Origin of the sequence: Cypionkella sp. (assembly GCF_028290025.1) — a bacterium.
Lineage (GTDB): Bacteria > Pseudomonadota > Alphaproteobacteria > Rhodobacterales > Rhodobacteraceae > Cypionkella.
The window spans coordinates 74,005-99,742 of the sequence record NZ_JAQGKQ010000088.1; the positions used below are offsets into that span (position 1 = coordinate 74,005).

General features: G+C 58.2%; 23 protein-coding genes and 1 tRNA gene. 17 read left to right on the forward strand and 7 right to left on the reverse strand.

Annotated elements, in window-relative coordinates; genetic code table 11:
• The first annotated feature begins 1 nt into the window (after position 1).
• The 3 genes from JWS10_RS15005 (at position 2) to JWS10_RS15015 (ending at position 2,904) form a co-directional block, all read left to right on the forward strand.
• Positions 2-1,213 (forward strand): cyclopropane-fatty-acyl-phospholipid synthase family protein, encoded by a 1,212-nt coding sequence (locus tag JWS10_RS15005; protein ID WP_299508681.1) that lies wholly within the window; start codon positions 2-4, stop codon positions 1,211-1,213.
• Positions 1,214-1,342: 129 nt separating this feature from the next.
• Positions 1,343-1,783: a TrgA family protein gene (locus JWS10_RS15010; RefSeq protein ID WP_299508682.1), complete on the forward strand. Its 441-nt coding sequence runs from the start codon at positions 1,343-1,345 to the stop codon at positions 1,781-1,783.
• Positions 1,780-2,904, forward strand: coding sequence for an NUDIX domain-containing protein (locus tag JWS10_RS15015; RefSeq protein ID WP_299508683.1), 1,125 nt, complete (start codon positions 1,780-1,782; stop codon positions 2,902-2,904). Before JWS10_RS15010 ends, JWS10_RS15015 begins: the two co-directional genes overlap by 4 nt.
• Before the next feature lie 19 nt (positions 2,905-2,923).
• Here the strand turns inward: JWS10_RS15015 and JWS10_RS15020 are convergent, their stop codons facing one another.
• The 4 genes from JWS10_RS15020 to JWS10_RS15035 are packed head-to-tail and all read right to left on the reverse strand — an operon-like array spanning position 2,924 to position 6,437.
• Positions 2,924-4,084 carry a Gfo/Idh/MocA family oxidoreductase gene (locus JWS10_RS15020; protein WP_299508684.1) on the reverse strand — a complete coding sequence of 387 codons (1,161 nt, stop codon included), beginning with the start codon at positions 4,082-4,084 and terminating at the stop codon, positions 2,924-2,926.
• Positions 4,081-4,338, reverse strand: coding sequence for a hypothetical protein (locus JWS10_RS15025; RefSeq protein WP_299508685.1), 258 nt, complete (start codon positions 4,336-4,338; stop codon positions 4,081-4,083). The genes JWS10_RS15020 and JWS10_RS15025 overlap by 4 nt, the downstream gene beginning before the upstream one ends.
• Before the next feature lie 2 nt (positions 4,339-4,340).
• Positions 4,341-5,396 (reverse strand): sugar phosphate isomerase/epimerase, encoded by a 1,056-nt coding sequence (locus tag JWS10_RS15030; protein WP_299508686.1) that lies wholly within the window; start codon positions 5,394-5,396, stop codon positions 4,341-4,343.
• Positions 5,397-5,405: 9 nt separating this feature from the next.
• Positions 5,406-6,437 carry a LacI family DNA-binding transcriptional regulator gene (locus JWS10_RS15035; RefSeq protein WP_299508687.1) on the reverse strand — a complete coding sequence of 344 codons (1,032 nt, stop codon included), beginning with the start codon at positions 6,435-6,437 and terminating at the stop codon, positions 5,406-5,408.
• Positions 6,438-6,770: 333 nt separating this feature from the next.
• Between JWS10_RS15035 and JWS10_RS15040 the strand changes: the two genes are divergently transcribed.
• The 9 genes from JWS10_RS15040 to JWS10_RS15080 all read left to right on the forward strand — a co-directional run bounded on the left by JWS10_RS15040 (position 6,771) and on the right by JWS10_RS15080 (position 17,694).
• Positions 6,771-8,000, forward strand: a complete 1,230-nt coding sequence (locus JWS10_RS15040) for an ABC transporter substrate-binding protein (protein ID WP_299482781.1) — start codon at positions 6,771-6,773, stop codon at positions 7,998-8,000.
• A 72-nt stretch (positions 8,001-8,072) separates the two neighbouring features.
• Entirely contained in the window at positions 8,073-8,984 is a 912-nt protein-coding gene (locus JWS10_RS15045; RefSeq protein WP_299508688.1) for a carbohydrate ABC transporter permease, read from the forward strand.
• Positions 8,977-9,906, forward strand: a complete 930-nt coding sequence (locus JWS10_RS15050) for a carbohydrate ABC transporter permease (protein WP_299508689.1) — start codon at positions 8,977-8,979, stop codon at positions 9,904-9,906. The genes JWS10_RS15045 and JWS10_RS15050 overlap by 8 nt, the downstream gene beginning before the upstream one ends.
• Before the next feature lie 3 nt (positions 9,907-9,909).
• Positions 9,910-11,046, forward strand: a complete 1,137-nt coding sequence (ugpC, locus tag JWS10_RS15055) for a sn-glycerol-3-phosphate ABC transporter ATP-binding protein UgpC (protein ID WP_299508690.1) — start codon at positions 9,910-9,912, stop codon at positions 11,044-11,046.
• A 1-nt stretch (position 11,047) separates the two neighbouring features.
• The gene (locus JWS10_RS15060; RefSeq protein WP_299508691.1) at positions 11,048-13,441 is read left to right on the forward strand and encodes a glycoside hydrolase family 2 protein; all 2,394 of its coding nucleotides are present in this window, start codon (positions 11,048-11,050) and stop codon (positions 13,439-13,441) included.
• A 10-nt stretch (positions 13,442-13,451) separates the two neighbouring features.
• The gene (locus tag JWS10_RS15065) at positions 13,452-14,201 is read left to right on the forward strand and encodes a sugar phosphate isomerase/epimerase (RefSeq protein ID WP_299508692.1); all 750 of its coding nucleotides are present in this window, start codon (positions 13,452-13,454) and stop codon (positions 14,199-14,201) included.
• A 9-nt stretch (positions 14,202-14,210) separates the two neighbouring features.
• Positions 14,211-15,344 carry a Gfo/Idh/MocA family oxidoreductase gene (locus tag JWS10_RS15070; RefSeq protein WP_299508693.1) on the forward strand — a complete coding sequence of 378 codons (1,134 nt, stop codon included), beginning with the start codon at positions 14,211-14,213 and terminating at the stop codon, positions 15,342-15,344.
• Between the two features lie 187 nt (positions 15,345-15,531).
• Positions 15,532-16,185 (forward strand): GntR family transcriptional regulator, encoded by a 654-nt coding sequence (locus tag JWS10_RS15075; RefSeq protein WP_299508694.1) that lies wholly within the window; start codon positions 15,532-15,534, stop codon positions 16,183-16,185.
• Positions 16,186-16,305: 120 nt separating this feature from the next.
• Entirely contained in the window at positions 16,306-17,694 is a 1,389-nt protein-coding gene (locus tag JWS10_RS15080) for an aspartate aminotransferase family protein (RefSeq protein ID WP_299481592.1), read from the forward strand.
• 156 nt (positions 17,695-17,850) lie between these two features.
• Here the strand turns inward: JWS10_RS15080 and JWS10_RS15085 are convergent, their stop codons facing one another.
• Positions 17,851-18,411, reverse strand: a complete 561-nt coding sequence (locus tag JWS10_RS15085; protein WP_299508695.1) for a TetR/AcrR family transcriptional regulator — start codon at positions 18,409-18,411, stop codon at positions 17,851-17,853.
• Positions 18,411-18,755 (reverse strand): multidrug efflux SMR transporter, encoded by a 345-nt coding sequence (locus JWS10_RS15090; RefSeq protein ID WP_299481586.1) that lies wholly within the window; start codon positions 18,753-18,755, stop codon positions 18,411-18,413. The genes JWS10_RS15085 and JWS10_RS15090 overlap by 1 nt, the downstream gene beginning before the upstream one ends.
• A 453-nt stretch (positions 18,756-19,208) precedes the next feature.
• Here JWS10_RS15090 and JWS10_RS15095 point away from each other — a divergent pair, with 453 nt between their 5' ends.
• The 4 genes from JWS10_RS15095 (at position 19,209) to JWS10_RS15110 (ending at position 23,713) form a co-directional block, all read left to right on the forward strand.
• Positions 19,209-20,243, forward strand: coding sequence for a cysteine synthase A (locus tag JWS10_RS15095; RefSeq protein ID WP_299508696.1), 1,035 nt, complete (start codon positions 19,209-19,211; stop codon positions 20,241-20,243).
• Positions 20,240-22,816, forward strand: coding sequence for a DUF3772 domain-containing protein (locus tag JWS10_RS15100; RefSeq protein ID WP_299508697.1), 2,577 nt, complete (start codon positions 20,240-20,242; stop codon positions 22,814-22,816). Before JWS10_RS15095 ends, JWS10_RS15100 begins: the two co-directional genes overlap by 4 nt.
• On the forward strand, positions 22,813-23,535 hold the full coding sequence (locus JWS10_RS15105; RefSeq protein WP_299508698.1) for an alanyl-tRNA editing protein: 723 nt from the start codon (positions 22,813-22,815) through the stop codon (positions 23,533-23,535). The genes JWS10_RS15100 and JWS10_RS15105 overlap by 4 nt, the downstream gene beginning before the upstream one ends.
• 88 nt (positions 23,536-23,623) lie before the next feature.
• Positions 23,624-23,713, forward strand: a tRNA-Ser gene (locus JWS10_RS15110).
• Between the two features lie 610 nt (positions 23,714-24,323).
• On the opposite strand, the gene JWS10_RS15115 is transcribed toward JWS10_RS15110, so the two are convergent.
• Entirely contained in the window at positions 24,324-24,485 is a 162-nt protein-coding gene (locus tag JWS10_RS15115) for a hypothetical protein (RefSeq protein ID WP_299508699.1), read from the reverse strand.
• A gap of 183 nt (positions 24,486-24,668) precedes the next feature.
• Between JWS10_RS15115 and JWS10_RS15120 the strand changes: the two genes are divergently transcribed.
• Entirely contained in the window at positions 24,669-25,736 is a 1,068-nt protein-coding gene (locus JWS10_RS15120) for a M10 family metallopeptidase C-terminal domain-containing protein (RefSeq protein ID WP_299508700.1), read from the forward strand.
• Positions 25,737-25,738 lie beyond the last annotated feature (2 nt).

A 25,738-nucleotide genomic window follows, 5' to 3' on the forward strand; every position in this document is an offset into this window, starting at 1 on the left:
GATGGACGTTTTGACATCAACCAAGGGTCAATCCGAGCTGCCGCGATACTTCGCGGCGGTGTTCGAGATGGCCAAAAAGCTGAAAAAGGGCCGGATGGATTTCGTGTTGCCAGACGGGCGGCGGTTTCGGGTCGAAGGCCCAGAGGCCGGCCCGGTGGCAGAGATCGAGGTGCATGACGCCGATCTGTTTGCGCGGCTGATCCGGGAGGGCGATCTGGGGTTCTGCGAGGCTTATGTCGAAGGTGGCTGGTCCACGCCCGATCTGATGGCGTTCATGGATCTGGTGCACGAGGGCAACGGCGAGGTCTATGACGCCTTCCCCGGCATGGCGTTGGTGCAGGCCTATGAGCGGTTTCGGTTCTGGCTGCAATCAAACTCCAAACGCCAAGCCCGCAAGAATATCGCGCGTCACTATGATCTGGGCAACGACTTTTACCAGTTGTGGCTGGACGAAAGCATGACCTATTCGGCGGGGATTTACCGCACCGGGCAAGAAAGTCTGGAGACCGCGCAGGCGCAGAAATATGCCTCAATGGTCGATCAGATGGGGGTGAAGCCCGGCGATCATGTGCTGGAAATCGGCTGCGGTTGGGGTGGTTTTGCGGAATATGCCGCGAAGGAACGTGGTTTGCGGGTCACGGCTTTGACGATCAGTCAGGCGCAACACGATTACGCCGTGGCACGGATGCAACGGTTGGGGCTGTCTGACCTCGTGGAAATCAAGCTGCAAGACTACCGCGACGAGACCGGGCTTTACGACGGCATCGCCAGTATTGAGATGTTCGAGGCGGTGGGTGAGAAGTATTGGCCGGTGTATTTTGACACCGTGCGCAACCGCCTGAAACCGGGGCGCAGTGCGACTTTGCAGGTGATTACCGTGCATGAGGCTCGGTTTGAGGCTTACCGTAAAGCCGTTGATTTTATTCAGAAATACATTTTTCCGGGCGGGATGCTGCCCAGCCCATCGGTGCTGCGGCGGGAAGCTGAACGGGCTGGGCTGCGGGTGAAAAACTCCATCGAGTTTGGCAAAAGCTATAGCCAGACCTTGCGGCGTTGGTATGACAGTTTCAACGCGCGCTGGGCGGAAGCGTCGGGTTTGGGGTTTGATGAGCGGTTTCGGCGGATGTGGAACTTTTATCTCTGCTCTTGTGCTGGCACGTTTGAGGGCGGAAACTGCGATGTAACGCAGATCACGCTGACCCGGCCCAATTGATCCGGCCCAATTGATCCGGCCGGGATCGTAACGCTGAAGGTGATTGTCCCGCGTGGGCTGCGCATGTTGTTTTAAAAGGCTCCAATTTAGCGGCCCAACTCGTAAGGCCCCAACGCATAAAGGACCGCCATGCCGACTGCCTCAAAACTTGCCGCAGCGATTGCGTTTGCTTTGCTGGGGTTTATTGCCGCGCAGACCTTTGTGAAGCATCTGCCGGAAGGAACGCCGCTGGGGCATTTTCGCGAAATTACCGCAGCGATTGGCTTTGCGGTCGGTTGGTTCGTGATGGGAAAGTTGACTCGGAAGGGTTACCGTGAGGCGGTCAACTCCGGGTTGCTGACGGCTTTAGTCTTGGTATTTTGGGTGCTGCTGGCGTTCGCGATTTACCTGATGGTAAAGAAATCGATGCATATGATGTATGATGGCCCGATGGAGGCCGTGTTGGGGATTTTCGAGTTGATGTTTGATTATGGAAAAATGTTGGTAACGCCGGACATGCTCGGGGTGATTTTGGGCGGTGGCGTGCTGGCGGGGTTTGTCTCGGAGTGGGCGGGGAAACGTTGGTCGTGACGCGTCCTTATTTTTTCTTCGGTATTTTACGGCATCTGCCGTTGCTGGAAGTTGTGTTGGGCCGACCCGTGCAAGTTCAGACGGCTTGGCTGGCCGATCACGCTTTGTATTGGACGCGGGATGGCAGCTTTCCGGTGATGCTGTATCGTCCCGGCGAGCAGGCAGAGGGGGTTTTGCGTGAGGGACAATCCGCGTCCGATGTGGATCGGTTGGATTTCTTTGAAGGCGGCTTTGGCTTTTCTGCGCATCCGGTTCAGGTGATACGGGGCGGTGAGCCCGTTGACGCGCAAATTTTTCGGCCGGAGCCGTTCGGGATACCGACAGACTTGGGGCCGGCGTGGCGGCTGGAAAATTGGCAGCAGCGTTTTGGTGCTGAATATGAGGCGATGGCGCGGGATTATCTGGCGCAGTTCGGGCTGAAACCGCCGCGTGCGGTGGCCGCGCGGTTTGAGCAGATTTTGACGCGTGGGGCGTCGCGGGTGCGGGCCGCGCAGGCAGCGCCGACCGAATTGCGCCATCACACCGTTGCGGGTGACGTGGCGGTGGCGGCGTTGCGTGAACCTTACGCGCGGTTTTTCGCGATGGAGGAAATCGACGTCAGCTTTCGGCGGTTTGATGGCAGCATGAGCCCGCAGGTGACGCGGGCGGGGTTTATTGCCTGCGATGCCGTGACCGTGCTGCCCTATGACCCTGTGCGCGACCGGGTGCTGGTGGTCGATCAGTTTCGCACCGGGCCATATCTGCGCGGCGATCCGCAACCGTGGCAGATTGAGGCGATTGCCGGGCGTATTGATCCGGGGGAAACTCCGGTTGAGGCGGCGCGGCGCGAGGCGGTGGAAGAAGCCGGGTTGGTACTGGCAGATCTGCTGCCGGTGGCCAGCTATTATCCGTCGCCGGGGTGTTCTGCGGAGTATTTGTATTCGTTCGTGGCAGTTACCGATCTGCCGGATGCAGTCGCCGGGGTGTTCGGCGTAGAGGGCGAGGCCGAGGATATTCGCGGCCATCTTATCAGCTTTGATCGGATGATGGAGTTGGTGGCGTCGGGTGAGATTTCTAACGCGCCAACGGTTTTAACGGCGTTTTGGTTGGCGCAGAATAGGGCTAGGTTGCGCGAGACCTGAGGGCCTCGCGCCTAGGAGTTTACAGCGCCAATTTGGTCCAAGCACCGTTTTTTCCGGAAGATCGCACGCAGGCATCGACAAAAGCTACGCCTTCCAAGCCTTCTTTAAGCCCCGGAAAGCTGACGGCGCTCTCGAGTGGCGTGCCATCGCGGCGGGCAATAATGGCGCGACCGGCTTCGGAATAGATATTGGCGAAGCCTTCAAGGTAGCCCTCGGGGTGGCCGGGGGGAATGCGCGTCAGGCGAGCGGCGGCGTCGCCTGTGCCTGCACCGCCACGAGTCAGGCGGTAGCGGGGGGCGCCGATGGGGGTGACCCAGAGGTAATTTGGGTTCTCTTGTTCCCACTCAATACCTGCTTTGGTGCCATAAATCCGCAGACGCAGGCCGTTTTCCTGACCTGCAGCGACTTGGCTGCACCACAGCATCCCCCGCGCGCCAGAGTTGTAGCGCAGCAGAACATGGGCGTTGTCATCAACTCGGCGGCCGGGGACGAAGCTTTGCAGGTCGGCGGCGAGTTCGGCGAGGGTAAGGCCGCTCACGAAATTCGCAAGGTTGAAGGCGTGGGTGCCAATGTCGCCGGTGGAGCCTCCGGCCCCCGAACGCGCCGGATCGGTGCGCCATTCGGCTTGTTTGTTATCGACCTCATGCGCCAGCCAGTCTTGCGCGTATTCGACTTGCACAAGGCGAATATCGCCCAAATCGCCAGCCTCAACCATCGCCTTGGCTTGGCGGATCATCGGATAGCCAGTGTAATTATGGGTCAAAGCGAAGACCACGCCGGACGCCTCAGCGGCTTTCGCCAGCTTTTTCGCCTCGGCCAGTGTCGCGGTCAGCGGTTTGTCGCAGATCACATGGATGCCGCGTTTCAGAAACTCCAAAGCGACGGGGGCGTGCATGTGGTTGGGGGTGACGATCGCCACCGCCTCAATCCCGTCTTTGCGGCGGGCTTCTTTCTGCGCCATTTCGGCAAAAGAGCCGTAGCTGCGCGCCACGCCAAGGTCCGCGGCAGAGGCGGCGGAGCGTTCGGGGTCGGAGGAAAACGCGCCCGCCACCAGTTCATATTGATCGTCAATGCGGGAGGCGATGCGGTGAACTGCACCGATGAAAGCGCCGCGTCCGCCGCCGACCATGCCAAGACGGATGCGGGGGCTGCGGGCGGTGTGGGCTGCGGTGATTGTCATCGTTTAAGTCCATCCAATAAGATGTTTGTAAAAATTCCACTACCCGGGTGCATGCGGATACCCCATGATGGATTTCCCCTTAGAAATTTAGCTGCGTCGCTAACAGTATCAAAGTTTCGGGCTTTGGTTGCATCATTGCAGCTTGGGGGAAAACATTTGAATCCAGCCGACTTTCCGTCGATGCCCTTGATTTTTCCTTTGACAAAGTAGGCATCTACTCGATTGCCATTTTTGTCTGTCGCGGTGATCGCCATGATTACTCCAATCCCAACATGCGGCGGTTGGCGGCGCGGTCGGTGCCTGCGTCGGCGAAATCGTCGAAGGCTTTTTCGGTGACGCGGATGATATGGGCATCGACAAACGCCGCACCCTCGCGCGCGCCGTCTTCGGGGTGCTTGATGCAGCATTCCCATTCGACCACAGCCCAGCCGTCAAAGCCGTATTGCGTCAGTTTCGAGAAGATGCCGCCGAAATCGACTTGGCCATCGCCCAAGCTGCGGAAGCGGCCTGCGCGGTTGATCCACGACTGGAAGCCGCCGTAAACGCCTTGGCGGCCTGTTGGGTTAAGCTCGGCATCCTTGACGTGGAACATCTTGATGCGCTCGTGGTAGATGTCGATATGTTCAAGGTAATCAAGGTGTTGCAGAACGTAATGGCTCGGGTCGTATAGCATGTTGGCGCGGGGGTGGTTGTTCACACGCTCCAGAAACATCTCAAATGAGACGCCGTCATGCAGGTCTTCGCCGGGGTGAATCTCGTAACATAGGTCAATGCCGCAGGCGTCGGCGTGGTTTAGCAAAGGCGTCCAGCGACGGGCGAGTTCGTCAAAAGCTTCCTCGACCAGACCTGCGGGGCGTTGTGGCCATGGGTAAAGGTAAGGCCAAGCCAGCGCGCCCGAGAAGGTGGCATGGGCGGTAAGGCCGAGGTTTTTAGAGGCGGTCAGGGCTTTGGTCACCTGATCGACCGCCCATTCTTGCCGGGCTTTCGGATTGCCGCGCACTTCCGGGGCGGCGAAACCGTCAAACTGGGTGTCATAGGCCGGATGCACCGCGACCAACTGGCCTTGCAAATGGGTGGAAAGCTCGGTGATCTCGACGCCATTTTCAGCGGCCACACCTTTCAACTCATCGCAATAGGTCTTTGAGCTGGCGGCGCGGTCCAGATCAATCAGCCGTGCGTCCCATGTGGGGATTTGCACACCTTTATAGCCGTAATCGGCGGCCCATTTGGTGATGGCGGCAAAGCTGTTGAATGGGGCGGTATCGCCTGCGAATTGCGCCAGAAACAGCGCCGGTCCTTTGATCGTCTTCATGGTCACTCCCTATATTCCCGTGCGGAAGTCCGACAAACGCGGCACCTCCAAACCTTGACCCTCTTTGGGCGCGCGGCCCTCGATGGCGTCTTGCAAGGCGCGGGCGAGAAAACTGCCTGCCCGGCCCACGTCCTCTTGCACGACGATCATCTCTTTGCGGAAGCGGTGCAAGAAGCGGATCGCCTCTTTTGAGACAATATCGAAATCAATCCCCAGTTTTTTGCCGCCAAACTCCACCCCGGCGGCGGCGGCCATCGCGGCATTGGTCGAACCTGCGATAATGGCGTCGGGCATGGGGTCTTGCTGGAAGCGCTTTGTCACAACGGCTTCGATCTCATCGGCCAGAGTGTCAGAGGTGACGGGTTCGGCGAGTTCAAATCGCATCCCGCGAGCCGCGGCGGCTTGGCTGGCACCCATGATCATATGGCGGCCATACATATGATTGCGCGGTGGGGCGATCATGTAAACATGGCGGCGCTGGGAGGGGAGCGATTGCACGGCTAGGGTGCCAAATGCTTCGTTATCGAAGTCGAAATACGGGTGATCGAGCGCCATATCCGAGCGGCCATGCGTGGCGAATGGGAAGTGATGGTCGGTCATGTAGCGGATGCGGGGATCGTCGGGTTTGGTCTGGTTCAGGATGATACCGTCGGCGCTTTCAGTCTCAACAATATAGCGCACCGGCTCCATCGGGTCTTGATCGGGGAAGAACGGCATGACGACGAGGTGATAGGCGGTGCCACGCAGGGCGGCGGCGATGGAGTAGATCAGCTTTGAGGTGTGGTTCATCACATCGGCTTCGGTCGAGAGAACCAGCGCGATGACATTGGTTTTTCCTGTGCGCAAACGCACAGCGGCGCGGTTTTGGCGGTAGCCTAAGCGCAAGGCGGTCTCGCGCACGCGGCGCTTGGTTTCCTCACCGATATCGGGCGCATCCTTCAATGCCCGGCTGACCGTGGCAATCGCGAGGCCGGTGGCGGCTGCGATGGTCTTGAGCGTTGGACGTTCCACCCCGATCACGGGAAGCGGTGATTCTGTCATGTCATCTGTTCCGAAGCGTGACGCTTCTGTTGCGGCTATGTAGTCGATCTTTCAGCACTTCGCCTAGAGCACTGCGCCAATCGCGTGGCGCAGCAGGGCTAAGCTGACATTCATGCGCAGGTTGTGTCGACGGAGATACCCATGAAATCAGAGACTTCCCAACCGACGCGCCCGTGTTTTCACTTTGGATCGACTTTGCTGCAAGCCCCAATCAAGACTTAGAAAATTGCCGCCTACAAGCAAAAAGATTGCTTGATCGGAAAAACTATAACGTTATAGGATCGAACTATAACGATATAGAAGCTGAAATTTCAACGAATCTGGGAGGACTCAATGAAGAATTGGAAACTGGCCGCTGGCCTGTTGTTATCAGTAGCATTGCCATCTGGGGCGTATGCGACCGATCTTGAAGTGACGCATTGGTGGACGTCGGGGGGTGAGGCGGCGGCGGTGGCGGAGCTTGCCAAGGCGTTTGATGCATCGGGCGATCACTGGGTCGATGGCGCAATTGCGGGTGGTGGGGATACTGCGCGCCCAGTGATGATCGCGCGGATCACCGGCGGCGATCCGATGGGCGCAACACAGTTCAACCACGGCCAGCAAGCGTTAGAATTGGTGCAAGCCGGGTTGATGTTGGATCTGACCGACGTGGCAGTGGCAAACAACTGGAAGGACGTGGTCAACCCAATCTCATTGCTGGAAGGTTGCACGATTGACGGGAAAGTTTACTGTGCGCCGATGAACATTCACTCGCCGGAGTGGTTGTGGATTAACAACAAGATTTATGAGGATTTGGGTATTCCGATCCCGACCAACTGGACGGAATTTGTAGCGTCAGCACCGCAGGTTGACGCGGCGGGCAAGATTCCGTTGGCTCTGGGGCGTCAGCCTTGGCAATCGACTTTGGCATTTAATGCGATTGCTGTCGGGGTCGGCGGGCTCGACCTTTGGAAGAAAGTGAACGTCGATAAAGATATGGACGTTGCCGCTGGGCCTGAGATGCTGAAGGTTTTTCAAGCCTCGGCTGATGCGCGTAAGCTTGCGGTGAAGTCGACAGTGCAAGACTGGAACCAAGCGACCAACATGGTAATTACTGGCGACGCGGCTGGTCAGATCATGGGCGACTGGGCGCAGGGTGAATTTGCCGTGGCGGGCAAGGTTGCGGGCAAGGATTACACCTGTCTGCCGGGTCTGGGGCTGAACGCTTACCTCTCAACCGGTGGCGACGCGTTCTATTTCCCGAAATTGACCGATCCAGACAAGGAAGCCGCGCAGAAACGTCTCGCGGCGCTGCTCGTCAGCCCTGAAGTGCAGGTGGCGTTCAACCTGAAGAAAGGCTCGCTGCCGATCCGGGGTGACATTGATATGTCCGCCGCCAATGATTGCATGAAAAAGGGACTGGAGATTTTGAAATCCGGCAATGTCGTGCCAGCGGGTGATCAGGTTTGGTCGCCGGATGTGCAGACGCAGCTCGGTGACATGCAAAGCGAATTCTGGAGCGGCGATATGACCCCGGAAGACGCACAGGCGCGCTATGTCGAGATTTTGAAAACCGGGCTTTAAGCCCTTCGCGGTAAGGGCCGTCCGGCGAGTTCGGGCGGCCTTTTTGTCACCAGTGCGGGGAGAGATCAGGGCATGGCCGGTAAACAAACGCGAACTGGTAGACCAACCGGACTGCGGCTGTTTCGCAACCTGAACGCCAAGGTTGCGGCAGTGCCGATGGTGCTGACAACGCTGGTGGTTTTTGTCGGCGGGACTTTGTGGACGGTGCTGTATTCGTTCACCAATTCCAAGCTGTTGCCGCGGATGCAGTTTGTCGGCCTCGATCAATACAAGCGGCTGTGGTCGAATGATCTGTGGAATGCCGCCATCTGGAACCTCGCATTTTATGGCGTGATGTCGCTGGTTTTCACCATCGTGATGGGCTTTGTGCTGGCGGTGTTGCTGGATCAGAAAATTCGCTTCGAAGACACCTTCCGCACCATCATGCTGTATCCGTTTGCGTTGTCTTTCATCGTCACGGGCCTAGTCTGGCAGTGGATTTTGAACCCTGAGATGGGGATTCAAGAAGTGGTGCGTCGGATGGGGTTTGAGACCTTCACCTTCGATCCGCTGCACAACCCGAGCACGGTTCTTTATGGTCTTTTGATCGCGGGGCTGTGGCAGGGCACCGGGTTTACCATGTGTCTGATGCTGGCAGGCTTGCGCGGGATTGATGAGGATATCTGGAAAGCCGCGCGGGTGGACGGCATCCCAAAGTGGAAAACCTATGTCTATGTGGTGATCCCGATGATGCGGCCGGTGTTTGTGACGACGCTGGTGATCGTCGCGGCGGGGATTATTAAGCTTTATGATTTGGTTGTGGCGCAAACTTCAGGCGGGCCGGGCAATGCCAGCCAAGTGCCCGCGATGTATGTCTATCGCTATATGTTCACCGCGCAGAACCTTGGCCAGGGCTTTGCCGCCAGCACAATGATGCTGCTGTCGGTGCTTATCGTGCTGATCCCATGGGCTTATCTGGAATTCGGAGGCAAGAAGCATGGTTGATGCCGCAATCATAATCACCCCGCCTAGCGTCGCGGTCAGTGCGGTGCAGCCACGCGGAGCAAAGCCGAAAGCGCGGTTTTCGGGCAGTAATATCATGCTCTATGGCACGCTGTTTGTGGTGTCGGTTTACTATCTTTTGCCGCTGTGGGTGATGGTGATGACCTCGCTGAAGGGGATGCCGGAGATCCGCATGGGCAACATCTTTGCTCCGCCGGTCGAGATCACCTTCCAGCCGTGGGTCAAGGCGTGGTCAGAGGCTTGTACTGGCTTGAACTGCGATGGGCTGTCGCGTGGCTTCTGGAACTCGGTCTGGATCACGGTGCCATCGGTGATCATCTCGATTATTGTGGCGAGCGTGAACGGATATGCGCTGGTGAATTGGCGGTTTAAGGGGTCAGAAGTATTCTTTACGATCCTTATTTTTGGCAGCTTCATCCCGTATCAGATCATGCTGTATCCGATTGTGATATTGCTGCGCGAGCTTGGGATTTACGGCACGCTTTACGGGCTGATCTTGGTTCATACCATCTTTGGGATGCCGATCCTGACCCTGCTATTTCGCAACTACTTCAGCAGCTTGCCCGAGGAATTGTTCAAAGCCGCCCGCGTCGATGGCGCTGGGTTTTGGCGGATATACTTTCAGATCATGGTTCCGATGAGCCTGCCGATTTTCGTGGTGGCGCTGATCCTGCAAATTACTGGCATCTGGAACGACTTCCTGTTTGGCGTGGTGTTCACCAAGCCAGAAACCTACCCGATGACGGTGCAGCTGAATAACATCGTGAACTCGGTGCAGGGCGTCAAAGAATACAACGTCAACATGGCGGCGACTTTGCTGACGGGGCTTGTGCCGCTGATTATCTACTTCGTCTCTGGCAAACTTTTTGTTCGCGGCATTGCTGCTGGCGCCGTGAAAGGCTGACCGATGAATTCTTTAAATCAGACTGCGACCCAAGCTGCTGCCGAGACTACTGCGGTGCAGACCCATTCCATTCAGGTCAAGGAGTTGACGCTGAGTTTCGGCTCGGTTTCGGTGCTGAAAAACATGAATATCGACGTGGCCGAGGGTGAGTTTATCGTGCTTCTGGGGCCGTCTGGTTGCGGGAAATCGACGCTTTTGAATTGCCTCGCGGGGTTGTTGGACATCACCGATGGCGAGATATGGATCAAAGGCAAGAACGTCACTTGGGCGGAACCTAGCGAGCGTGGCATCGGCATGGTGTTCCAAAGCTACGCACTTTATCCGCAGATGACGGTGCGTGGGAACCTTTCGTTTGGCTTAAAAAACGCGCGGATGCCGAAGGACGAGATTGAAAAACGCATCGCGCGGGCGGCGGAGATTTTGCAGATTGAGGCTCTGCTGGATCGCAAGCCAGCGGCACTTTCGGGCGGGCAGCGGCAGCGGGTGGCGATTGGTCGGGCGCTGGTGCGCGACGTTGATGTGTTCTTGTTTGACGAGCCGTTGTCGAACTTGGACGCCAAGTTGCGTTCGGAATTACGCGTAGAAATCAAACGGTTGCATTCGCGGCTGAACAACACGATGGTCTATGTGACGCATGACCAGATAGAGGCTTTGACACTGGCTGACCGTATCGCGGTGATGCGCGGCGGGATTATTCAACAGTTGGCGGCGCCGCAGGAGATTTATAATCGGCCGTCGAACCTGTTTGTGGCGGGCTTCATTGGCAGTCCGTCGATGAACTTCCTGCATGGGGCGACGATTGAGGGTGGTGGGGCGTTTCAGTTTGGCCGCACGAGGGTCAATCTCGCGGGTTATGAGGGCGGCGCTGTTTTGGATCGCCCGCGCGCCATCCTTGGCCTGCGGCCCGAGCATCTTCACATTCAGGACCATGCGGAGCCGGGGTTAACCATCCCGGCGGTGGTCGAGATTGATGAGCCGATGGGCGCGGATAGTCTGGTGTGGCTGGAGGCTGAGGGTGGTTTGAAAATGTCGGTGCGGGTGCCGGTGGAGCGGCGAATGGCGGCTGGCACGGAAGTGCATCTGAAGGTCGATATTCCGAAAGCCTCGATCTTCGACACCGGAACCGAACAGCGGGTCTGAGATGATGGATTTGGCCGAGGGCTGGACACTTACCGACGAAAGCGGCGCTTACACCGCGCCGATGCGCCTGCCGAGTGACGGGATTTCGGCGCTGTGTGCGGCGGGGCTGATCGCTGACCCGTATTGGGGTCGCAACGAATACGATCTGCGCTGGATTTGTGGCCGCGATTGGGTGGCGAAGCGGAGTTTTTCGGTCGCTCGTGCCGATTTGGTGCTGGTGGTGTCGATGCTGGACACTGTCGCCGAAATTGCGGTGAATGGGGTGGTGGTGCTGGTTTCGGACAATATGTTCCGCAGTTACCGCGTGGACCTGTCTGCCGCGCTGCGGTTGGGCGAAAATGAGATTGCGATCATCTTTCGCTCACCCGAAGTGGAGGCGGCCAAGCGGCAGGCGGCGCAGCCGTATTTCGTGCCGTTCAGCGCGAATAACTCCCCGATTCACAACGGAAATATGCTGCGCAAGCCGTCGTGCGATTTCGGCTGGGATTGGAATATCGCTCTGGGCAATTTCGGCGTTTATGGTGGTTTTTATCTGGAGCCTTTGGCCTTGGTGCGGATTGCGTCGGTAGGGATTGCGCAGTCTCATTCCGCCCATCGCGCGGTGGTGACGGTGACGGCTGAACTGGAGGGTGAGGCGGAGGGGGCCGAGGTGTCCTTCTCGTTGTGCGGGTTGAATGCGCGCGCGAAAGTTCAACGCGGGCAGGCGGTGGCTGCGCTGGTGGTAGAAAACCCGGGTTTGTGGTGGCCAGCGGGGCAGGGCGCGCAGGTTTTGCATGATCTGGCGATCGGCTTTGGCGATCAGGTTGTGACTCGGCGCATTGGCCTGCGCTCGGCGGAGTTGATCAACGAAAAAGACGCGGTGGGTCTTGGCTTTAAGTTCCGCATCAATGGCCGCGACATCTTCGCCAAGGGTGCGAATTGGATACCGCAGGATGCTCTGGCGGGCCGCATCACGGTTGAGGCCACCCGCGATCTGCTGCAATCGGCGGTGGATGCCAATATGAACATGATCCGGGTTTGGGGCGGCGGGCGCTATGAGCCGGACTGGTTCTATGACCTCTGCGATGAGTTGGGGCTGATGGTCTGGCAGGATTTCATGTTCTCTTGCCACATCTATCCCGCCGACAATGCTTTCCTGAACGACGTGGCGATTGAGGTGGCCGAGCAAGCCAAGCGCCTGCACCACCACGCCAGTCTGGTGCTGTGGTGTGGCGATAATGAGTTGATCGGGGCGCTGACCTGGTTCCCGGAAACCCGCGCCAACCGCGATTTGTACTTGGTCGGCTATGATCGTTTGAACCGAACGATTGAGCAGTCGTTGAAGTCGGCGGTGCCGGATGCGGTGTGGTGGCCGTCTAGTCCAAGCCCCGGCCCGATGGATTTTGGCGACGCTTGGCATGACGACTCCAAGGGCGACATGCACTTTTGGAGCGTGTGGCATGAGGGCCGCGATTTTGACCATTACCGCGATGTAAGCCCTCGGTTTTGTTCAGAGTTTGGCTTTCAAAGCTATCCGAGCCTGGACGTGATCCGGCGCTTTGCCGACCCGAAAGATTTCAACATTGCCGCCCCGGTGATGGAGAGTCATCAGAAGAACGCCGGCGGCAATGCGCGGATCGCGGAAACCATGTTCCGCTATTTCCGCTTTCCAGTGGGTTTTGAGAACTTCGTTTATCTGTCTCAGGTCCAACAGGGCCTGGCGATCAAAACCGCCGTCACGCATTGGCGCAGTTTGAAGCCGCATTGCATGGGCACGCTGATCTGGCAGTTGAACGACACTTGGCCGGTGTGTTCGTGGTCGAGCCTTGATCACGGCGGCGGCTGGAAGCTGTTGCATCATATGGCGAAGCAGTTTTTCCAGGAGGTGTTGGTGTCGGCTATCCCAGTGGCCGGCGGGATTGAGTTGCGTGTGGTGAATGATGGTGGGCCGAAAGCCATCACAGTCGCGGCGCGGGCTGCGGCAATGGATGGCTCGACGCGGCCGCTGGCCGAGGCGGTGGTGGAGGTCGCGGGATCGGCTGTAGTGGCGCTGCGGATTGATGATGGGGATCTCGCCTCGCAAGAGATGCTGGTTTTCACATGGGCCGAGGGTGATCAGCAAATCTCGGGCGATGTGTTCGCGCCAAAGCCATACAAACACTACGATTTGTTGCCGCCGAAGCTGAGTTATCAAATACGCGCGGTGGCCGATCACTATGAGGTCACCCTGACCACTGACACCTTGGCGCTGTTTGTCGCCGTCGAGGCCGATCAGCCGGGGCGGTTCTCGCTGAATGGCTTTGCGCTGTTTCCGGGCTACCCCGCCACGATCACCTTCACCCCCGCCCACCCCGGCGCGGAACCCCGTTTCACCATCCGAGACCTTCATTCCGCGACCTACGGCGCGGCTGCCTGAGGAGGCATTCATGTTCAGTTATCAACTCTATTCTTCACGTAACTTTCCGCCTTTGGCTAAGACTTTGGAGATGGTGGCCGCAACGGGCTACCGCGCGGTTGAGGGTTTTGGCGGGCTTTACGCCGACCAAGCAGGTCTGACTGATATCTCGGCAGGTCTAAGGGCGAACGACCTGAAAATGCCGTCAGGGCATTTCGGTTTGGCGCAGGTGGAGGATACGCCGGATTGGGCGATCACGGTGGCGAAAACGCTGGGTATGCAGCAGGTTATCGTGCCGTGGATACACCCGGATGAGCGGCCCACCACAGGCAAAGGCTGGCACGATTTGGGCGTGCGGTTGCAGAAGGCAGGTCAACCGATCCGCGATGCGGGTTTGCGATTTGGTTGGCACAATCACGATTTTGAATTCGTTAAAACCGCCGATGGCGCCATGCCGCAGACCGCGTTGTTTGAGGGCGGGCCGGATTTGGCTTGGGAGATGGATGTGGCTTGGGTGATCCGAGGCGGCGCGGACCCGCTGGCGTGGATTGCCGAGCACAAATCCCGCATTATCGCCGCGCATGTGAAAGACATCGCGGCCAAGGGTGACAATCTGGCCGAAGATGGTTGGGCCGATCTTGGATACGGCGTGGTGGATTGGGCGACGATCCTGCCAGCCCTGCGCGCAATCGGCGTCACGAATTTTGTGATGGAACATGACAACCCCGCCGACCACGCGCGCTTTGCAAGGCGCTCGTTGGCCTCGGCGCAAGATTTGTAAGGAAACATCATGGCGAATATGGGCATTGGCATCATTGGGTGCGGCAATATCTCTACCTCTTATCTGCGGCTGGCGCCGTTGTTCAAAGGGCTAGAGGTGCGCAGCGTGGCGGATATGAACATGGCCGCAGCGACAGCACGGGCAGAGGAGTTTGGCGTCAAAGCGCAGTCGGTTGACGATTTGCTGGCGAATGACGACGTGGAGCTGGTGATCAACCTCACCATTCCCGACGCGCATTATGGCGTGACCAAGCGGATTTTGGAGGCGGGCAAGCACGCCTATTCTGAAAAGCCGCTGGTGTTGACGCTGGAACAGGGCGTGGCTTTGCGCGATCTCGCCGAGGCCAAGGGCTTGTCGGTGGGTTGTGCACCTGACACGTTTTTGGGCGGCACCCACCAGCAAGCGCGGGCTTTAATTGATGAGGGGCGCTTGGGGGTGATCACCACCGGGGGGGCCGCTATTCAGGGTCACGGCCCGGAAAGCTGGCATCCCAACCCTGAGTTTTTCTATCTGCCCGGCGCGGGCCCAATCATGGATATGGGGCCGTATTACATCGCCAATCTGATCAACCTGCTCGGCCCGGTGCGCCGGGTGGGTGCGCTGACTTCGTCGGCTAGTCCTACGCGGATCATCGGCTCGGGGGATCGGATGGGGCAAGAGATCGAGGTTAAAACACCGTCTAACATTCAGGCGCTTTTCGAGTTTCACTCGGGCGCGACCATCAACTTTTCCGCGTCGTGGGATGTATGGAGCCATAAGCGCAGCCATTTTGAGCTTTATGGCACCGAAGGCACCCTCTATGTGCCCGATCCGAATTTCTTCGGCGGACCGTTGGAAATTGCTGGACGCGATGGCGTGGTTCAGGCGGTGGAGGCTTGGGACCATCCGTTCAGCATCATCAACCAAAAGGGCCAGCGCGGCGAGGATTTGGCGAATTACCGCACGGCAGGGATGGCCGATATGGTGCTGGCGATCACCGAGGGGCGAGATGCACGCTGTTCGCTGGCGCGGACGTTGCACGGGGTTGATGTGATGACGGCGGCTTTGAAATCGGGCGAGACGGGCGAGTTTATCACGCTGACCACCACCTGCACGCGGCCCGAGGCTTTGGGGCCAGATGCGGCGCGGGCTTTGCTGAGGTGAGGTTAAGGCCGGGGGTTTTCTACCCTCGGACCCCCGAGGATATTTCAGCAGAGAGGATGACCAAAAGCACAGAGAGGCGTGCCGATTTTGCATGCTGGAGCCCGCAAGGCCCATCTCGATAAACGCCGGGCTTGCAACGCAGGCGATTGCCGTCATAAACGGCGCAAACCCAATGAGTTCAGGCCGCATGACCGACGACGCCCGCAAAATCCCGACCCACGAGGTCACCTACGCCCGCCTACGCGACATGATCCTGTTTGGGGTTTTGCAGCCCGGTCAGCCTGTGACCATCCAGGGTCTGACGGCTGGACTAGAGGCCGGAATGACTCCGGTGCGCGAGGCCATTCGACGCTTGGCTGCCGAGGGCGCGCTGTTGCCGCAGGGAAATCGTCGGGTGACGGTGCCGCGTTTGACGGCTGCGGATTTGGATCAGGTGGCGTTTGCTCGGTTGACGATAGAGCCGCATCTGGCGGGGCTTGCGGTGGTGACGCCTGCGCTGATCGAAAAGCTGGAGGCGCTGGATACGTGCGTCGATGCGGCGATCCGGGCGGATGATGTTTCAGGCTACCTGCAAAGCAACCACGCGTTTCATTTCGCTCTGTATGAGGCGGCCGGGGCGGGGGTGCTGCTCGATATGGCGCGATCGCTTTGGCTGCGCTTTGGGCCGAGCCTGCGGGTGGTTTCTTCTCGCAGTGGTGCTGCGAACCTGCCGGACTCGCACAAAGAGGCATTGGTGGCGATGCGCGCAGGCGATGCCGCAGGGCTGTCAGCGGCGATGCAACGCGACATTGCGCAGGGTGTGGAGCAGGTCCGCGCGGCGTTGCAACGCGGTGAGATTTAGCCGCAGAGCACTGCTTTCAATAATTTGATCAAATTTCTTGAATGCGGGTGAATTTGATCATATCCTGCTCCAAAGCCGCCCGGATTCGGGGATGGCTGTGCTGTGCAAAAGGGTCAAGCCATGAACAAAATCACCAACCACATGCCGACGGCTGAACTTCAGGCGCTGGATGCGGCCCACCACATGCACCCGTTTACTGAAAATGCGGCGCTCGCCAAAAGGGGCGCGCGGATTATGACGGCGGGCAAAGGGGTTTGGCTGACGGATTCTGAGGGCAACCGGATTATCGACGGCATGGCGGGACTTTGGTGCGTCAACATCGGCTATGGTCGCACCGAGTTGGGCGATGTGGCCAAGGCGCAAATGGATCAGTTGGCTTATTACAATACGTTTTTCCAGACCAGCCATGTGCCTGCCATTGCGCTGGCGGCAAAGATTGCTGAATTGGCACCGGGCGATTTGAACCATGTGTTCTTTGCGGGGTCCGGTTCCGAAGCCAATGACACCAATATTCGCATGGTGCGGCGCTATTGGGACATCAAGGGGCAGTCGGAAAAGCGCATCATCATCGCGCGGCACAACGGCTATCACGGCTCGACTTTGGGCGGCGGGTCTTTGGGTGGCATGTCTGCGATCCATAATCACGGCGGCAAGATCGCGGGTGTCGTGCATATCGGTGAGCCGAACTATTGGGCGCAGGGTGGCGAGATGACGCCGGAGGCGTTCGGGCTGATGCGGGCGCAGGAGTTGGAGGCGAAGATCCTTGAACTGGGCGTCGAGAATGTTGCGGCGTTCATTGGCGAGCCGGTGCAGGGGGCTGGCGGGGTTATTGTTCCTCCGAGTACTTACTGGCCGGAGATTCAGCGGATCGTGGACAAGTATGGCATTCTGTTGATCGCGGATGAGGTGATCACTGGGTTTGGGCGGACGGGGAATTGGTTTGGCTCGACCACTTTCGGGATTAAGCCGCATATTATGACGATCGCGAAGGGGTTGTCTTCGGGGTATCAGCCGATTGGCGGCTCGGTGGTTTGTGATGAGGTGGCTGAGGTTTTGGGCAGCCACGGCGATTTCAACCACGGCTATACTTATTCCGGGCATCCGGTGGCGGCGGCGGTGGCTTTGGAGAACCTGCGGATCATGCAGGAAGAAGGCATTGTCGAGCATGTTCGCGATGTGGCGCATCCTTATTTGGCGAAGAAATGGGCGGCGCTGGCGGAGCATCCGATGGTGGGGGATGCGCAGCTTGTGGGGTTGATGGGGTCGATTGCTTTGACGCCCAATAAAGCCGAGCGGGCGCGGTTTTCTTCGGAATACGGCACCGTTGGGTATCGCTGCCGCGAGCGGTGTTTTGCCAACAATCTGATCATGCGGCACGTCGGCGATCGGATGATTATCTCGCCGCCGCTGGTGATCACGCCGGAAGAAATTGATGTGCTGATTGATCGGGCTTTCACCTCGATTGATGAGTGCTATGCGGGGTTGAAGGCGGACGGGTTGTTTAAGTGATCTGAGGCTGTTGCAAGGGAATTTGTGGGCGGGGCTGTGAGGCTCCGCCCGTTTTCGTGACGTGTCCACATGTGGACAGGCCGAGATTGTGTATTTGAATCATGAGGTTGGATTTTTTGTTAGGGTATCTTTAACGACTGTTACAGGCCGGGCGGCCTATGCAGCGGCGTTGGCTGTGAGGGCAAGCAGGCTGTGCAATAGCGCGTCAGATGGGCCGGTCTCTGCATCGTCCATGCGTGCGAACCATAAGCCATCTGCGGCGCGGCGGGCGATTTGTAAGGTTGCGCTGCTGTCGGTTTGGCTGTGCTTGGCTTCAATCGCCGCCAGCCAGTCGTACCACATCCGGCGCAGGTCGGGGTCGCCTACAAACACCGGAACAATGCCGCATGACAAGTTTGCGTTTGACGCGGCCACGGGGTCTAGGGCGGCGCGGATATAGGCGCGGCTGAAGCGGCCATGCGGCAGCGGGTCGGCTTGGATTAGTTGATCCAGCAGCATCTCAAGTCGTTGGACGTAAGCCGCGAACAGGTTTTGAATTAGCGCTTCCTTATTGGGGAAGTGATGCAGAAAGCCGCCCTTGGTGACGCCTGCGGCATCTGACACCGCCTGCATCGTCACCGCCTGCATACCTTGGGTAAGCGCAATGGTTTCGGCGGCGGCGAGCAGCTTTTCGCGGACCGCTTCGGGGTCTTTCTTTCGATGATAGGCGGTGGGCATCAGTGACCCGTCGAGTGTGACAGCAGGTTCATAATCAGCACGCCGGTGATGATGAAGCCGATGCCGACCAGCGCCGGGGTGTCCAGCGATTGTTTAAAGACGAAAAACCCGATGCTCGCGGTCAGCACAATGCCCAAGCCTGCCCAGATCGCATAGGCAAAGCCGAGGGGGAGTGCGCGCAGAGCCAGTGACAGCAGGTAGAAAGAGACGACGTAGAACACCACCATCATTGCAGTCGGCACCAGTTTGGTGAACTGCGCGGAGCGTTGCAGGAACGCTGAGCCGATGACCTCGCTGACGATGGCTGCGAATAGGGTGAGGTAGGCGGTGACGAGGGGGGACATGCGGCGGCTCCTTTAGATACCGTCCGTTTGGTATGTTTGTGGTTGGTGGTCAAGGGGTGTTGGAATTGTGGGGTTGCGAGGGTTGGCAGGACGGATGCCTCCGGCGGGGATATTTAGGCCAAGATGAAAGCCCTAGCTGTGGGCGGTTTCCGCTGGCGGTGATTGGGCATAGCGCCGATGCTTCCGGCGGGGATATTTAAGCCAGTATGAAATGCCGGTGGAAGTGTTCGACGTCGGGTGTTGTGTTGGTCGCGACGTCGATACCTTGGGCGAGGATATTGGGCCAGTATGAAAACCGAAGGGTGGGGATCGTTTGGTTTAAGCGGGGGAGGCTGGAACGCGGTTCAGTGGATCGGCTGGGGTTGGTGCGGATTTCCTTTTCGCGCCGGGTGCGCTTGAGTTTGCCCTGCGGCTCGCCTAAACCTTTGGCAACGATATAAAGGATGTTACCGTATGCGGATTCACAGTGATTTGGCTGACACGATCGGCAACACCCCGCTTTTGAAGCTCAAACGCGCCTCGGAACTGACCGGCTGCACGATTTTGGGCAAATGCGAGTTTCTGAACCCCGGCCAGTCGGTGAAAGATCGCGCGGCGCTTTATATGATCCGCGATGCGGTGGCGAAGGGTTTGCTGAAGCCGGGCGGCACGATTGTTGAGGGCACGGCGGGCAATACTGGAATTGGGCTCGCGCTGGTTGGCGCGAGCATGGGGTTTCGCACCGTGATCGTTATTCCTGAGACGCAATCTCAGGAGAAAAAGGATATGCTGCGGTTGGCGGGGGCGGAATTGGTGCAGGTTCCGGCTGCTCCGTATAAGAACCCGAACAATTATGTGCGCTACTCGGGCCGTCTGGCGGAAGCTTTGGCGCGGACGGAGAGTAATGGCGCGATCTGGGCAAATCAGTTCGATAACATCGCCAACCGTCAAAGCCATATTGAGATGACCGGGCCGGAGATTTGGGAGCAAACTGGCGGCAAGGTCGATGGCTTTGTCTGTGCCGTGGGCTCGGGTGGTACTTTGGCGGGCGTCGGCATGGTGTTACAGCCGAAGGGTGTCAAGATCGGTCTGGCGGACCCTGAAGGGGCTGCGTTGCACGCGTTTTATACGACGGGAGTGTTTGACTCGCCGGGGTCTTCGATCACCGAAGGCATCGGGCAGGGTCGGATTACCGCCAATCTGGAAGGCTTTACTCCGGACTTCAGCTATCGCATCCCGGACGCCGAGGCGCTGCCTTTGTGCTTTGAGATGCTGGAGGATGAGGGGATTTGTCTAGGTGGCTCATCGGGCATCAACATCGCCGGTGCGATGCGGATGGCGCGCGATATGGGGCCGGGGCATACCATCGTTACTATACTTTGCGATTACGGCAACCGTTATCAGTCGAAGTTGTATAACCCGGCGTTCCTGAAGGAAAAGGGTCTGCCGGTGCCGAAATGGCTGGATCGCGCGCCGTCGAATATTCCGACGGTGTTTGAAGACGCATGACCTTCGCAATGCTGCGCGCTATTTTGCTGGTTCTGGTGCTTGCAGCGCCGGCTTTCGCGCAGGACACGCCTGCGGTTGATGATTACAAGACCTTCGACACCACGGTGTCGCAGATTGAGGATGTGGTCACTCAAGCGCAGGTCAATGACGACCGTTTGAGCGCGATGCGGGCGGAGATGGTAAAGTGGCGCACCACGTTTACCGAAGCCCAAGGCATTAACGCCGACCAGATTGCGACCGTGAAAAACCAGATCGCGGCGCTGGGCCCGGTGCCTGCCGAGGGGCAGGTCGAGGATACGACGATTGCCGAGCGGCGGATTGATTTGAACGATGCGCTGGCGAAGTTGCAGGTTCCGGTGCTGACGGCGGCGGAGGCAGCTACTCGGGCGGATAGCACCATTGCATCCATCGACAAGCTGATCCGCGAGCGGCAGGCGGATAAGTTGCTGCGGTTGTCGCCGTCGGCGCTCAATCCGGTGAACTGGCCGACAGCGGCGTCGATGTTCCGCTGGATGGGACAGTGGATGTGGGATGAGACGCGCTGGCGTTTCACCCGGCCGATGAACGTCGATCAGTTGCGCGACAATGCGCCGTTGATCGTGGGGCTGTTGCTGGCGGCGCTGTTTTTGTTGCTGCGTGGCGGGCATTGGATGCGGCGGCTCACGCGATGGCTGCTGAGCAAGACGCAACCGCGTTGGCGGGGTTTGATCTCGGGCTTCGTGTCGCTGGGGCAGGTGGTGGTCCCGGTGGTGGGCGCTGTGCTGCTGGCAACGGCGCTGGAGCGGACCTCTTTGTTCGGGCCGATTATCCTGTCATTGTTTCAAGCCTTGCCGGCGCTGGTGTTGACGATTTTCCTGACGCGCTGGCTCGCGGTCCGGATATTTCCGTATAGTCCTGAGCAGGCCAGTGCCATTGGATTTGGTGTCGAGGGCCGGGCTGAGGGCAGGCTGCAAGCGGTGCTGCTGGGGATTTCGGTCGCGGTTTATGGGCTGGTGGCGACGTGGATCGTACCGAGGGCTGCGAATTTCCTCGGTGGCTCGGCAAGCAATATCGCGGCGGATCGGGCGCAGCAGGTGGCGTTGGCGACCGATGCGGCGATCTCGGTGGTGGTGGTGCCGTTGCAGATTTTCGCCGCCATTGCGTTGTTTCGCTTGGGCAAAATCCTGCGGCGCCAAAGTGCTGTGCAGCAGAGCAGTGATGATGCGGCGTTTCGTTCGACGCTGATCTATTGGGTCTCATCCGTGGCGATCGCGATTGCGGTGATTGCCCCTACGCTGGGGGTGATCGGCTATGTCAGCGCGGCGAATGCGCTGATTTGGCCTGCGATCAACACGCTGTCGTTGCTGGCGATATTGGTGGTGTTTCAGGGCTACTTTGCCGAGTTTTATGTGGCCTTGTCGCGGTCGGCGGATGCGCGGCATGACGCGTTGTTGCCGGTGCTGGCGGGGATCGTGATCTTGTTCGCGGCGCTGCCGGTGTTGGCGCTGATCTGGGGCGCGCGCATTGTCGATCTGGTGGACGTCTGGACCTCATTCCGCAGCGGCGTCTCGCTGGGCGGAGTGCGAATTTCGCCTTCGAACTTTGTGATATTGGTGGCGGTATTTGCTGTCAGCTACGCGGTGACGCGTCTGGTGCAGGGCGGTTTGAAATCGTCGATCCTGCCGCGCACGACTTTGGATCAGGGCGGGCAGAATGCGATTGCGTCGGGCGTCGGCTATGCCGGGATTTTCCTGTCGGCGTTGCTTGCGATCACGGCGGCGGGGATTGATCTGTCGGGCTTCGCGCTGGTGGCGTCAGCCCTATCCGTCGGTATCGGTTTTGGCTTGCAAACCATCGTCTCAAACTTCGTCTCGGGTGTAATTTTGCTGGTGGAACGCCCGGTCTCCGAGGGCGATTGGATTGAGGTTGGCACCACATCCGGCATCGTCAAGGCGATCTCGGTACGCTCCACCCGCATCCAGACCTTTGACCGATCCGATGTGATCGTGCCGAACTCCGATCTGATCACCGGACGGGTGACGAACTGGACGCGGTTCAATATGTCAGGCCGGATGATCGTGCCGGTTTCGGTGCCGTTCACCACCGACAGCCGCCGGGTCGAAGCAATTCTGCGTGAAATTGTCGAGGCGCAGCCCTTGGCCGTGCTAAGCCCGCCACCGACGATTGCGCTAATGGGGTTCAGTGGCGAATTGATGAACTTTGAAATTCGCGTCATCGTGCGCGACATCTATTTTCAGGTGCCAGTGCGCTCGGAGATCAATCATCAGATCGCTGAACGGTTTCGGGCTGAAGGCATTTTGTTCTCTAACGCGCATCGTGATTATCTCAAGCGTCTGGCGGATGAGGCTGCCGCCGACGCCGAAGCGGCGGCAGAGGAGCAAGCTGCTCTGGATGCAGTTGACGCGTTTTTGTCAACAGATCCAGCGCCCAAACGGATATCCCAAGCGGGTGGCGCAGATAAGTCGCGGCCGGATACCTTCCAGCCGGATGAATCTCATCCAGCTGTTTCGCAGCCCGACGCTTCGAAAACCGGCAGCGCCTCGCCCGATGTGCCCAAGGATACCGACGCATGAGCACTACATTGCTGTTTCGCCAAGACGCCTATCTGCGCGAGGCCGAGGCTACTGTGTTGGCGCATACGCAAGAGGGTGGCATCGTGCTGGATGCCTCAATCTTTTACCCCACGGCTGGCGGTCAGCCCGGCGACAGCGGCTTTATCATTTGGTCGGGTGGTCGGATGCCGATTGCGACGGCAGTGAAAGTCGAGGGTAGTCTGATCGCCTTGGTGCCATCGGAAGCGACCTCGTTGCCCCCCGTCGGCGCGAAGATCACCCAGCGCTTGGATTGGAACCGCCGCCACCGTCATATGCGTATGCACACCGCGTTGCATTTGCTGTCTGTGGTGATCCCGCTGCCGGTCACGGGTGGCCAGATCGGCGCTGACAAAGGCCGCTTGGATTTTATGATGCCAGAGGCGCCTACGGACGTGGCCGCGTTGAATGAGGCGCTTAACCTGTTGATCGAGCGCGATTTTCCTGTCACCGACAGTTTCATCACCGACGCCGAGTTATTGGCCAATCCGGGCTTGGTCAAAACCATGTCGGTCAGCCCACCGATGGGGCAGGGCCAGATCCGCCTAGTCCGGATCGGCAATGATGCCACGCAAATTGATCTGCAACCCTGCGGCGGCACCCATGTTGGCCGCACCGCCGAAATCGGTCGGGTAGAGATCGGCAAAGTTGAGAATAAGGGCAAGCAGAATCGAAGGGTGAGTTTGTTGCTGGTCGATTAAACCAGCAGAGATTCCCTCAATTGGCCGAAGAAAACCAAGCCCGCCCCCCTTGCGTCCCCGCATTATTGCAGGCTAAACACCCCGCAACGGATCGGTGGCCGAGTGGTCGAAGGCGCACGCCTGGAAAGTGTGTAGGCGGGGAACCGTCTCTAGGGTTCGAATCCCTATCGATCCGCCAATATCTCCACATAACATATTGAAACTAATGCATTTTATGGAAGTTGTGGTTTTTCATCCCCCATACCATCCCCCACCTTGCAGATTTGGGCGTGTCTTTCACGGCACAATTTTCAAGAACATGCGAAGCCCGATGCTGAGGCTCGATACGGGAACGACACTTCCCTCGGCCTATCACCCCATCCCCGCCTGCGCGCGTTACTGCGCACCGATTAGCTATCACCCCATCCCCGCGTGCGTGTATCTCTGCGCGGATAGTGCATCTCGGCTTTCTGAATGCTGGAAACGGCACTTTGCACCCGCCTTGGACGGCCCTAGCTTTCCCCATCAGGGAAGCCCGCCTTTTCCGGTATTGTGCAAACAGCCGCGCGCCGCGAAGCTTCTCACACCTGCCTTAAATGAAGCAGTTGCATCTTATTTAAGCCGCCCCACCGTCATTCCGCTGCCGTCGTGGGCGACCTATCACAGACGCGTGACCTAGCGTCACTCACCTCTTTGATTGGATCAAATATGTTTGTCCGCCACGCCCCCGCCATGCTGGCAGTTCTCTCGCTTGCTGCCTGCGCCCCGCAACCCGATCAAGTTGCTGGCACCTATATCAGCCCCGCCACCTATTCTTCATATTCATGTTCGCAGCTGGTATCCTCGGCGCGAAGGTTTGAGGCAGCGCGGGCGGCGGTCCAGTCATCGAACAGTCGCGCAATCTCTGACGGCAAGGTTGCGGCTAGGGTCGCGCCATCCTTGGGATCCGCAGCGGTTCCCGGAGCTGCCATGCGGTGCGAGGGTCATAGCCAATTCAGGTTGACGCGAAGTGCTACAGCCGTGCGAACGGCAATCATAAGAAGGCGCGCGTTGGCATCGAATGAGAATTACCTCGTCAAATATTTGACTAAACGTCGGTTCATGGGTCAAGTTCGCTAGAACGAATCAATTAACATTTTTTTTGGAGTCATTTTATGGCCATCTTAGTCGCTTCCGAAGCCGCTGATATGAGAGTGCCGTCAATCTGGTTTGGTGTTCTGGAATCCTTCAATAGTACGCACATCACCATCAGGGCGGGCCTTCTTAGCGGCACTTATCGGGGCAATTTTTCATATGATGATTTTGGAAACGTATTTGGTCAGTTGAATAGCTACGAAATTTTTTATGGCGGCAAACTCCAAGTATCTATAACGGGTCTAAACTTGGATGCCTATGATTATATGACCTTAATCAACGACGGTGCTGCTGTTCAACTCTACGAAATGGCATTCGCTAGGAACGACAAAATGTCAGGTTCAGTCTTTGCGGATGCACTTGTGGGCTTCGCTGGCAACGATAGTCTGCTTGGAAACGCTGGCAATGACACGCTCTTTGGCGGCAGCGGAAATGATGCACTCGAGGGGGGCTCCGGCTCTGACAGACTGATCGGCGGTACTGGCAATGATACATACGTGCGAGGAACCGGTGACCAGATATTCGAGGATGCAGGCGCGGGCAAAGACACTGTCAGATCATCTACCAGCTATGTTCTCGGAGCAAATCTGGAAGTTTTGATTTTGACAGGGTCTGCAGCCAATGGGGGTGGCAATGCGCTGGCAAATTCGATTACCGGCAATAATGCGTCAAACGCGCTTTCTGGCAACGCTGGAAACGACATTATCTATGCAGGTGGAGGAAGGGATACGCTTTCAGGCGGAGCGGGTTCAGACAAATCATATGGGGGCACGGATGGGCTTGCTGATGTCTTTGTCTTCACCGCCGCCTCACATACTGCCGTCGGAGCAAGCCGCGATGTCGTCTATAACTTCACGAGAGGCGCAGATGATATTGACCTGCGAACCATCGATGCGCGCTCGGCAACTTCTGCCACTAATGACGCCTTTCTTTTCAGCGGCAAGACCGCCCAAGCCCACTCAATTTGGTTTAGCGCCGAAGGCAGCAACGTAATCGTCAAAGGTGACGTGAACGGCGATAGAGTTGCTGATTTTGAAATTCAAGTTATCGGGGTTTCGAGTGTAGGGGCCTCGGATTTCTTACTTTAAGA

What these genes read in the sequence shown, in the direction of transcription:
- JWS10_RS15005 (WP_299508681.1), top strand. Translation starts at nt 2, where the DNA reads ATGGACGTTTTGACATCAACCAAGGGTCAATCCGAGCTGCCGCGATAC.
- JWS10_RS15010 (WP_299508682.1), top strand. Translation starts at nt 1,343, where the DNA reads ATGCCGACTGCCTCAAAACTTGCCGCAGCGATTGCGTTTGCTTTGCTG.
- JWS10_RS15020 (WP_299508684.1), bottom strand. Translation starts at nt 4,084, where the DNA reads ATGACAATCACCGCAGCCCACACCGCCCGCAGCCCCCGCATCCGTCTT.
- JWS10_RS15025 (WP_299508685.1), bottom strand. Translation starts at nt 4,338, where the DNA reads ATGGCGATCACCGCGACAGACAAAAATGGCAATCGAGTAGATGCCTAC.
- JWS10_RS15030 (WP_299508686.1), bottom strand. Translation starts at nt 5,396, where the DNA reads ATGAAGACGATCAAAGGACCGGCGCTGTTTCTGGCGCAATTCGCAGGC.
- JWS10_RS15035 (WP_299508687.1), bottom strand. Translation starts at nt 6,437, where the DNA reads ATGACAGAATCACCGCTTCCCGTGATCGGGGTGGAACGTCCAACGCTC.
- JWS10_RS15040 (WP_299482781.1), top strand. Translation starts at nt 6,771, where the DNA reads ATGAAGAATTGGAAACTGGCCGCTGGCCTGTTGTTATCAGTAGCATTG.
- JWS10_RS15045 (WP_299508688.1), top strand. Translation starts at nt 8,073, where the DNA reads ATGGCCGGTAAACAAACGCGAACTGGTAGACCAACCGGACTGCGGCTG.
- JWS10_RS15050 (WP_299508689.1), top strand. Translation starts at nt 8,977, where the DNA reads ATGGTTGATGCCGCAATCATAATCACCCCGCCTAGCGTCGCGGTCAGT.
- ugpC (WP_299508690.1), top strand. Translation starts at nt 9,910, where the DNA reads ATGAATTCTTTAAATCAGACTGCGACCCAAGCTGCTGCCGAGACTACT.
- JWS10_RS15060 (WP_299508691.1), top strand. Translation starts at nt 11,048, where the DNA reads ATGATGGATTTGGCCGAGGGCTGGACACTTACCGACGAAAGCGGCGCT.
- JWS10_RS15065 (WP_299508692.1), top strand. Translation starts at nt 13,452, where the DNA reads ATGTTCAGTTATCAACTCTATTCTTCACGTAACTTTCCGCCTTTGGCT.
- JWS10_RS15070 (WP_299508693.1), top strand. Translation starts at nt 14,211, where the DNA reads ATGGCGAATATGGGCATTGGCATCATTGGGTGCGGCAATATCTCTACC.
- JWS10_RS15075 (WP_299508694.1), top strand. Translation starts at nt 15,532, where the DNA reads ATGACCGACGACGCCCGCAAAATCCCGACCCACGAGGTCACCTACGCC.
- JWS10_RS15080 (WP_299481592.1), top strand. Translation starts at nt 16,306, where the DNA reads ATGAACAAAATCACCAACCACATGCCGACGGCTGAACTTCAGGCGCTG.
- JWS10_RS15085 (WP_299508695.1), bottom strand. Translation starts at nt 18,411, where the DNA reads ATGCCCACCGCCTATCATCGAAAGAAAGACCCCGAAGCGGTCCGCGAA.
- JWS10_RS15090 (WP_299481586.1), bottom strand. Translation starts at nt 18,755, where the DNA reads ATGTCCCCCCTCGTCACCGCCTACCTCACCCTATTCGCAGCCATCGTC.
- JWS10_RS15095 (WP_299508696.1), top strand. Translation starts at nt 19,209, where the DNA reads ATGCGGATTCACAGTGATTTGGCTGACACGATCGGCAACACCCCGCTT.
- JWS10_RS15100 (WP_299508697.1), top strand. Translation starts at nt 20,240, where the DNA reads ATGACCTTCGCAATGCTGCGCGCTATTTTGCTGGTTCTGGTGCTTGCA.
- JWS10_RS15105 (WP_299508698.1), top strand. Translation starts at nt 22,813, where the DNA reads ATGAGCACTACATTGCTGTTTCGCCAAGACGCCTATCTGCGCGAGGCC.
- JWS10_RS15115 (WP_299508699.1), bottom strand. Translation starts at nt 24,485, where the DNA reads ATGGCAGCTCCGGGAACCGCTGCGGATCCCAAGGATGGCGCGACCCTA.
- JWS10_RS15120 (WP_299508700.1), top strand. Translation starts at nt 24,669, where the DNA reads ATGGCCATCTTAGTCGCTTCCGAAGCCGCTGATATGAGAGTGCCGTCA.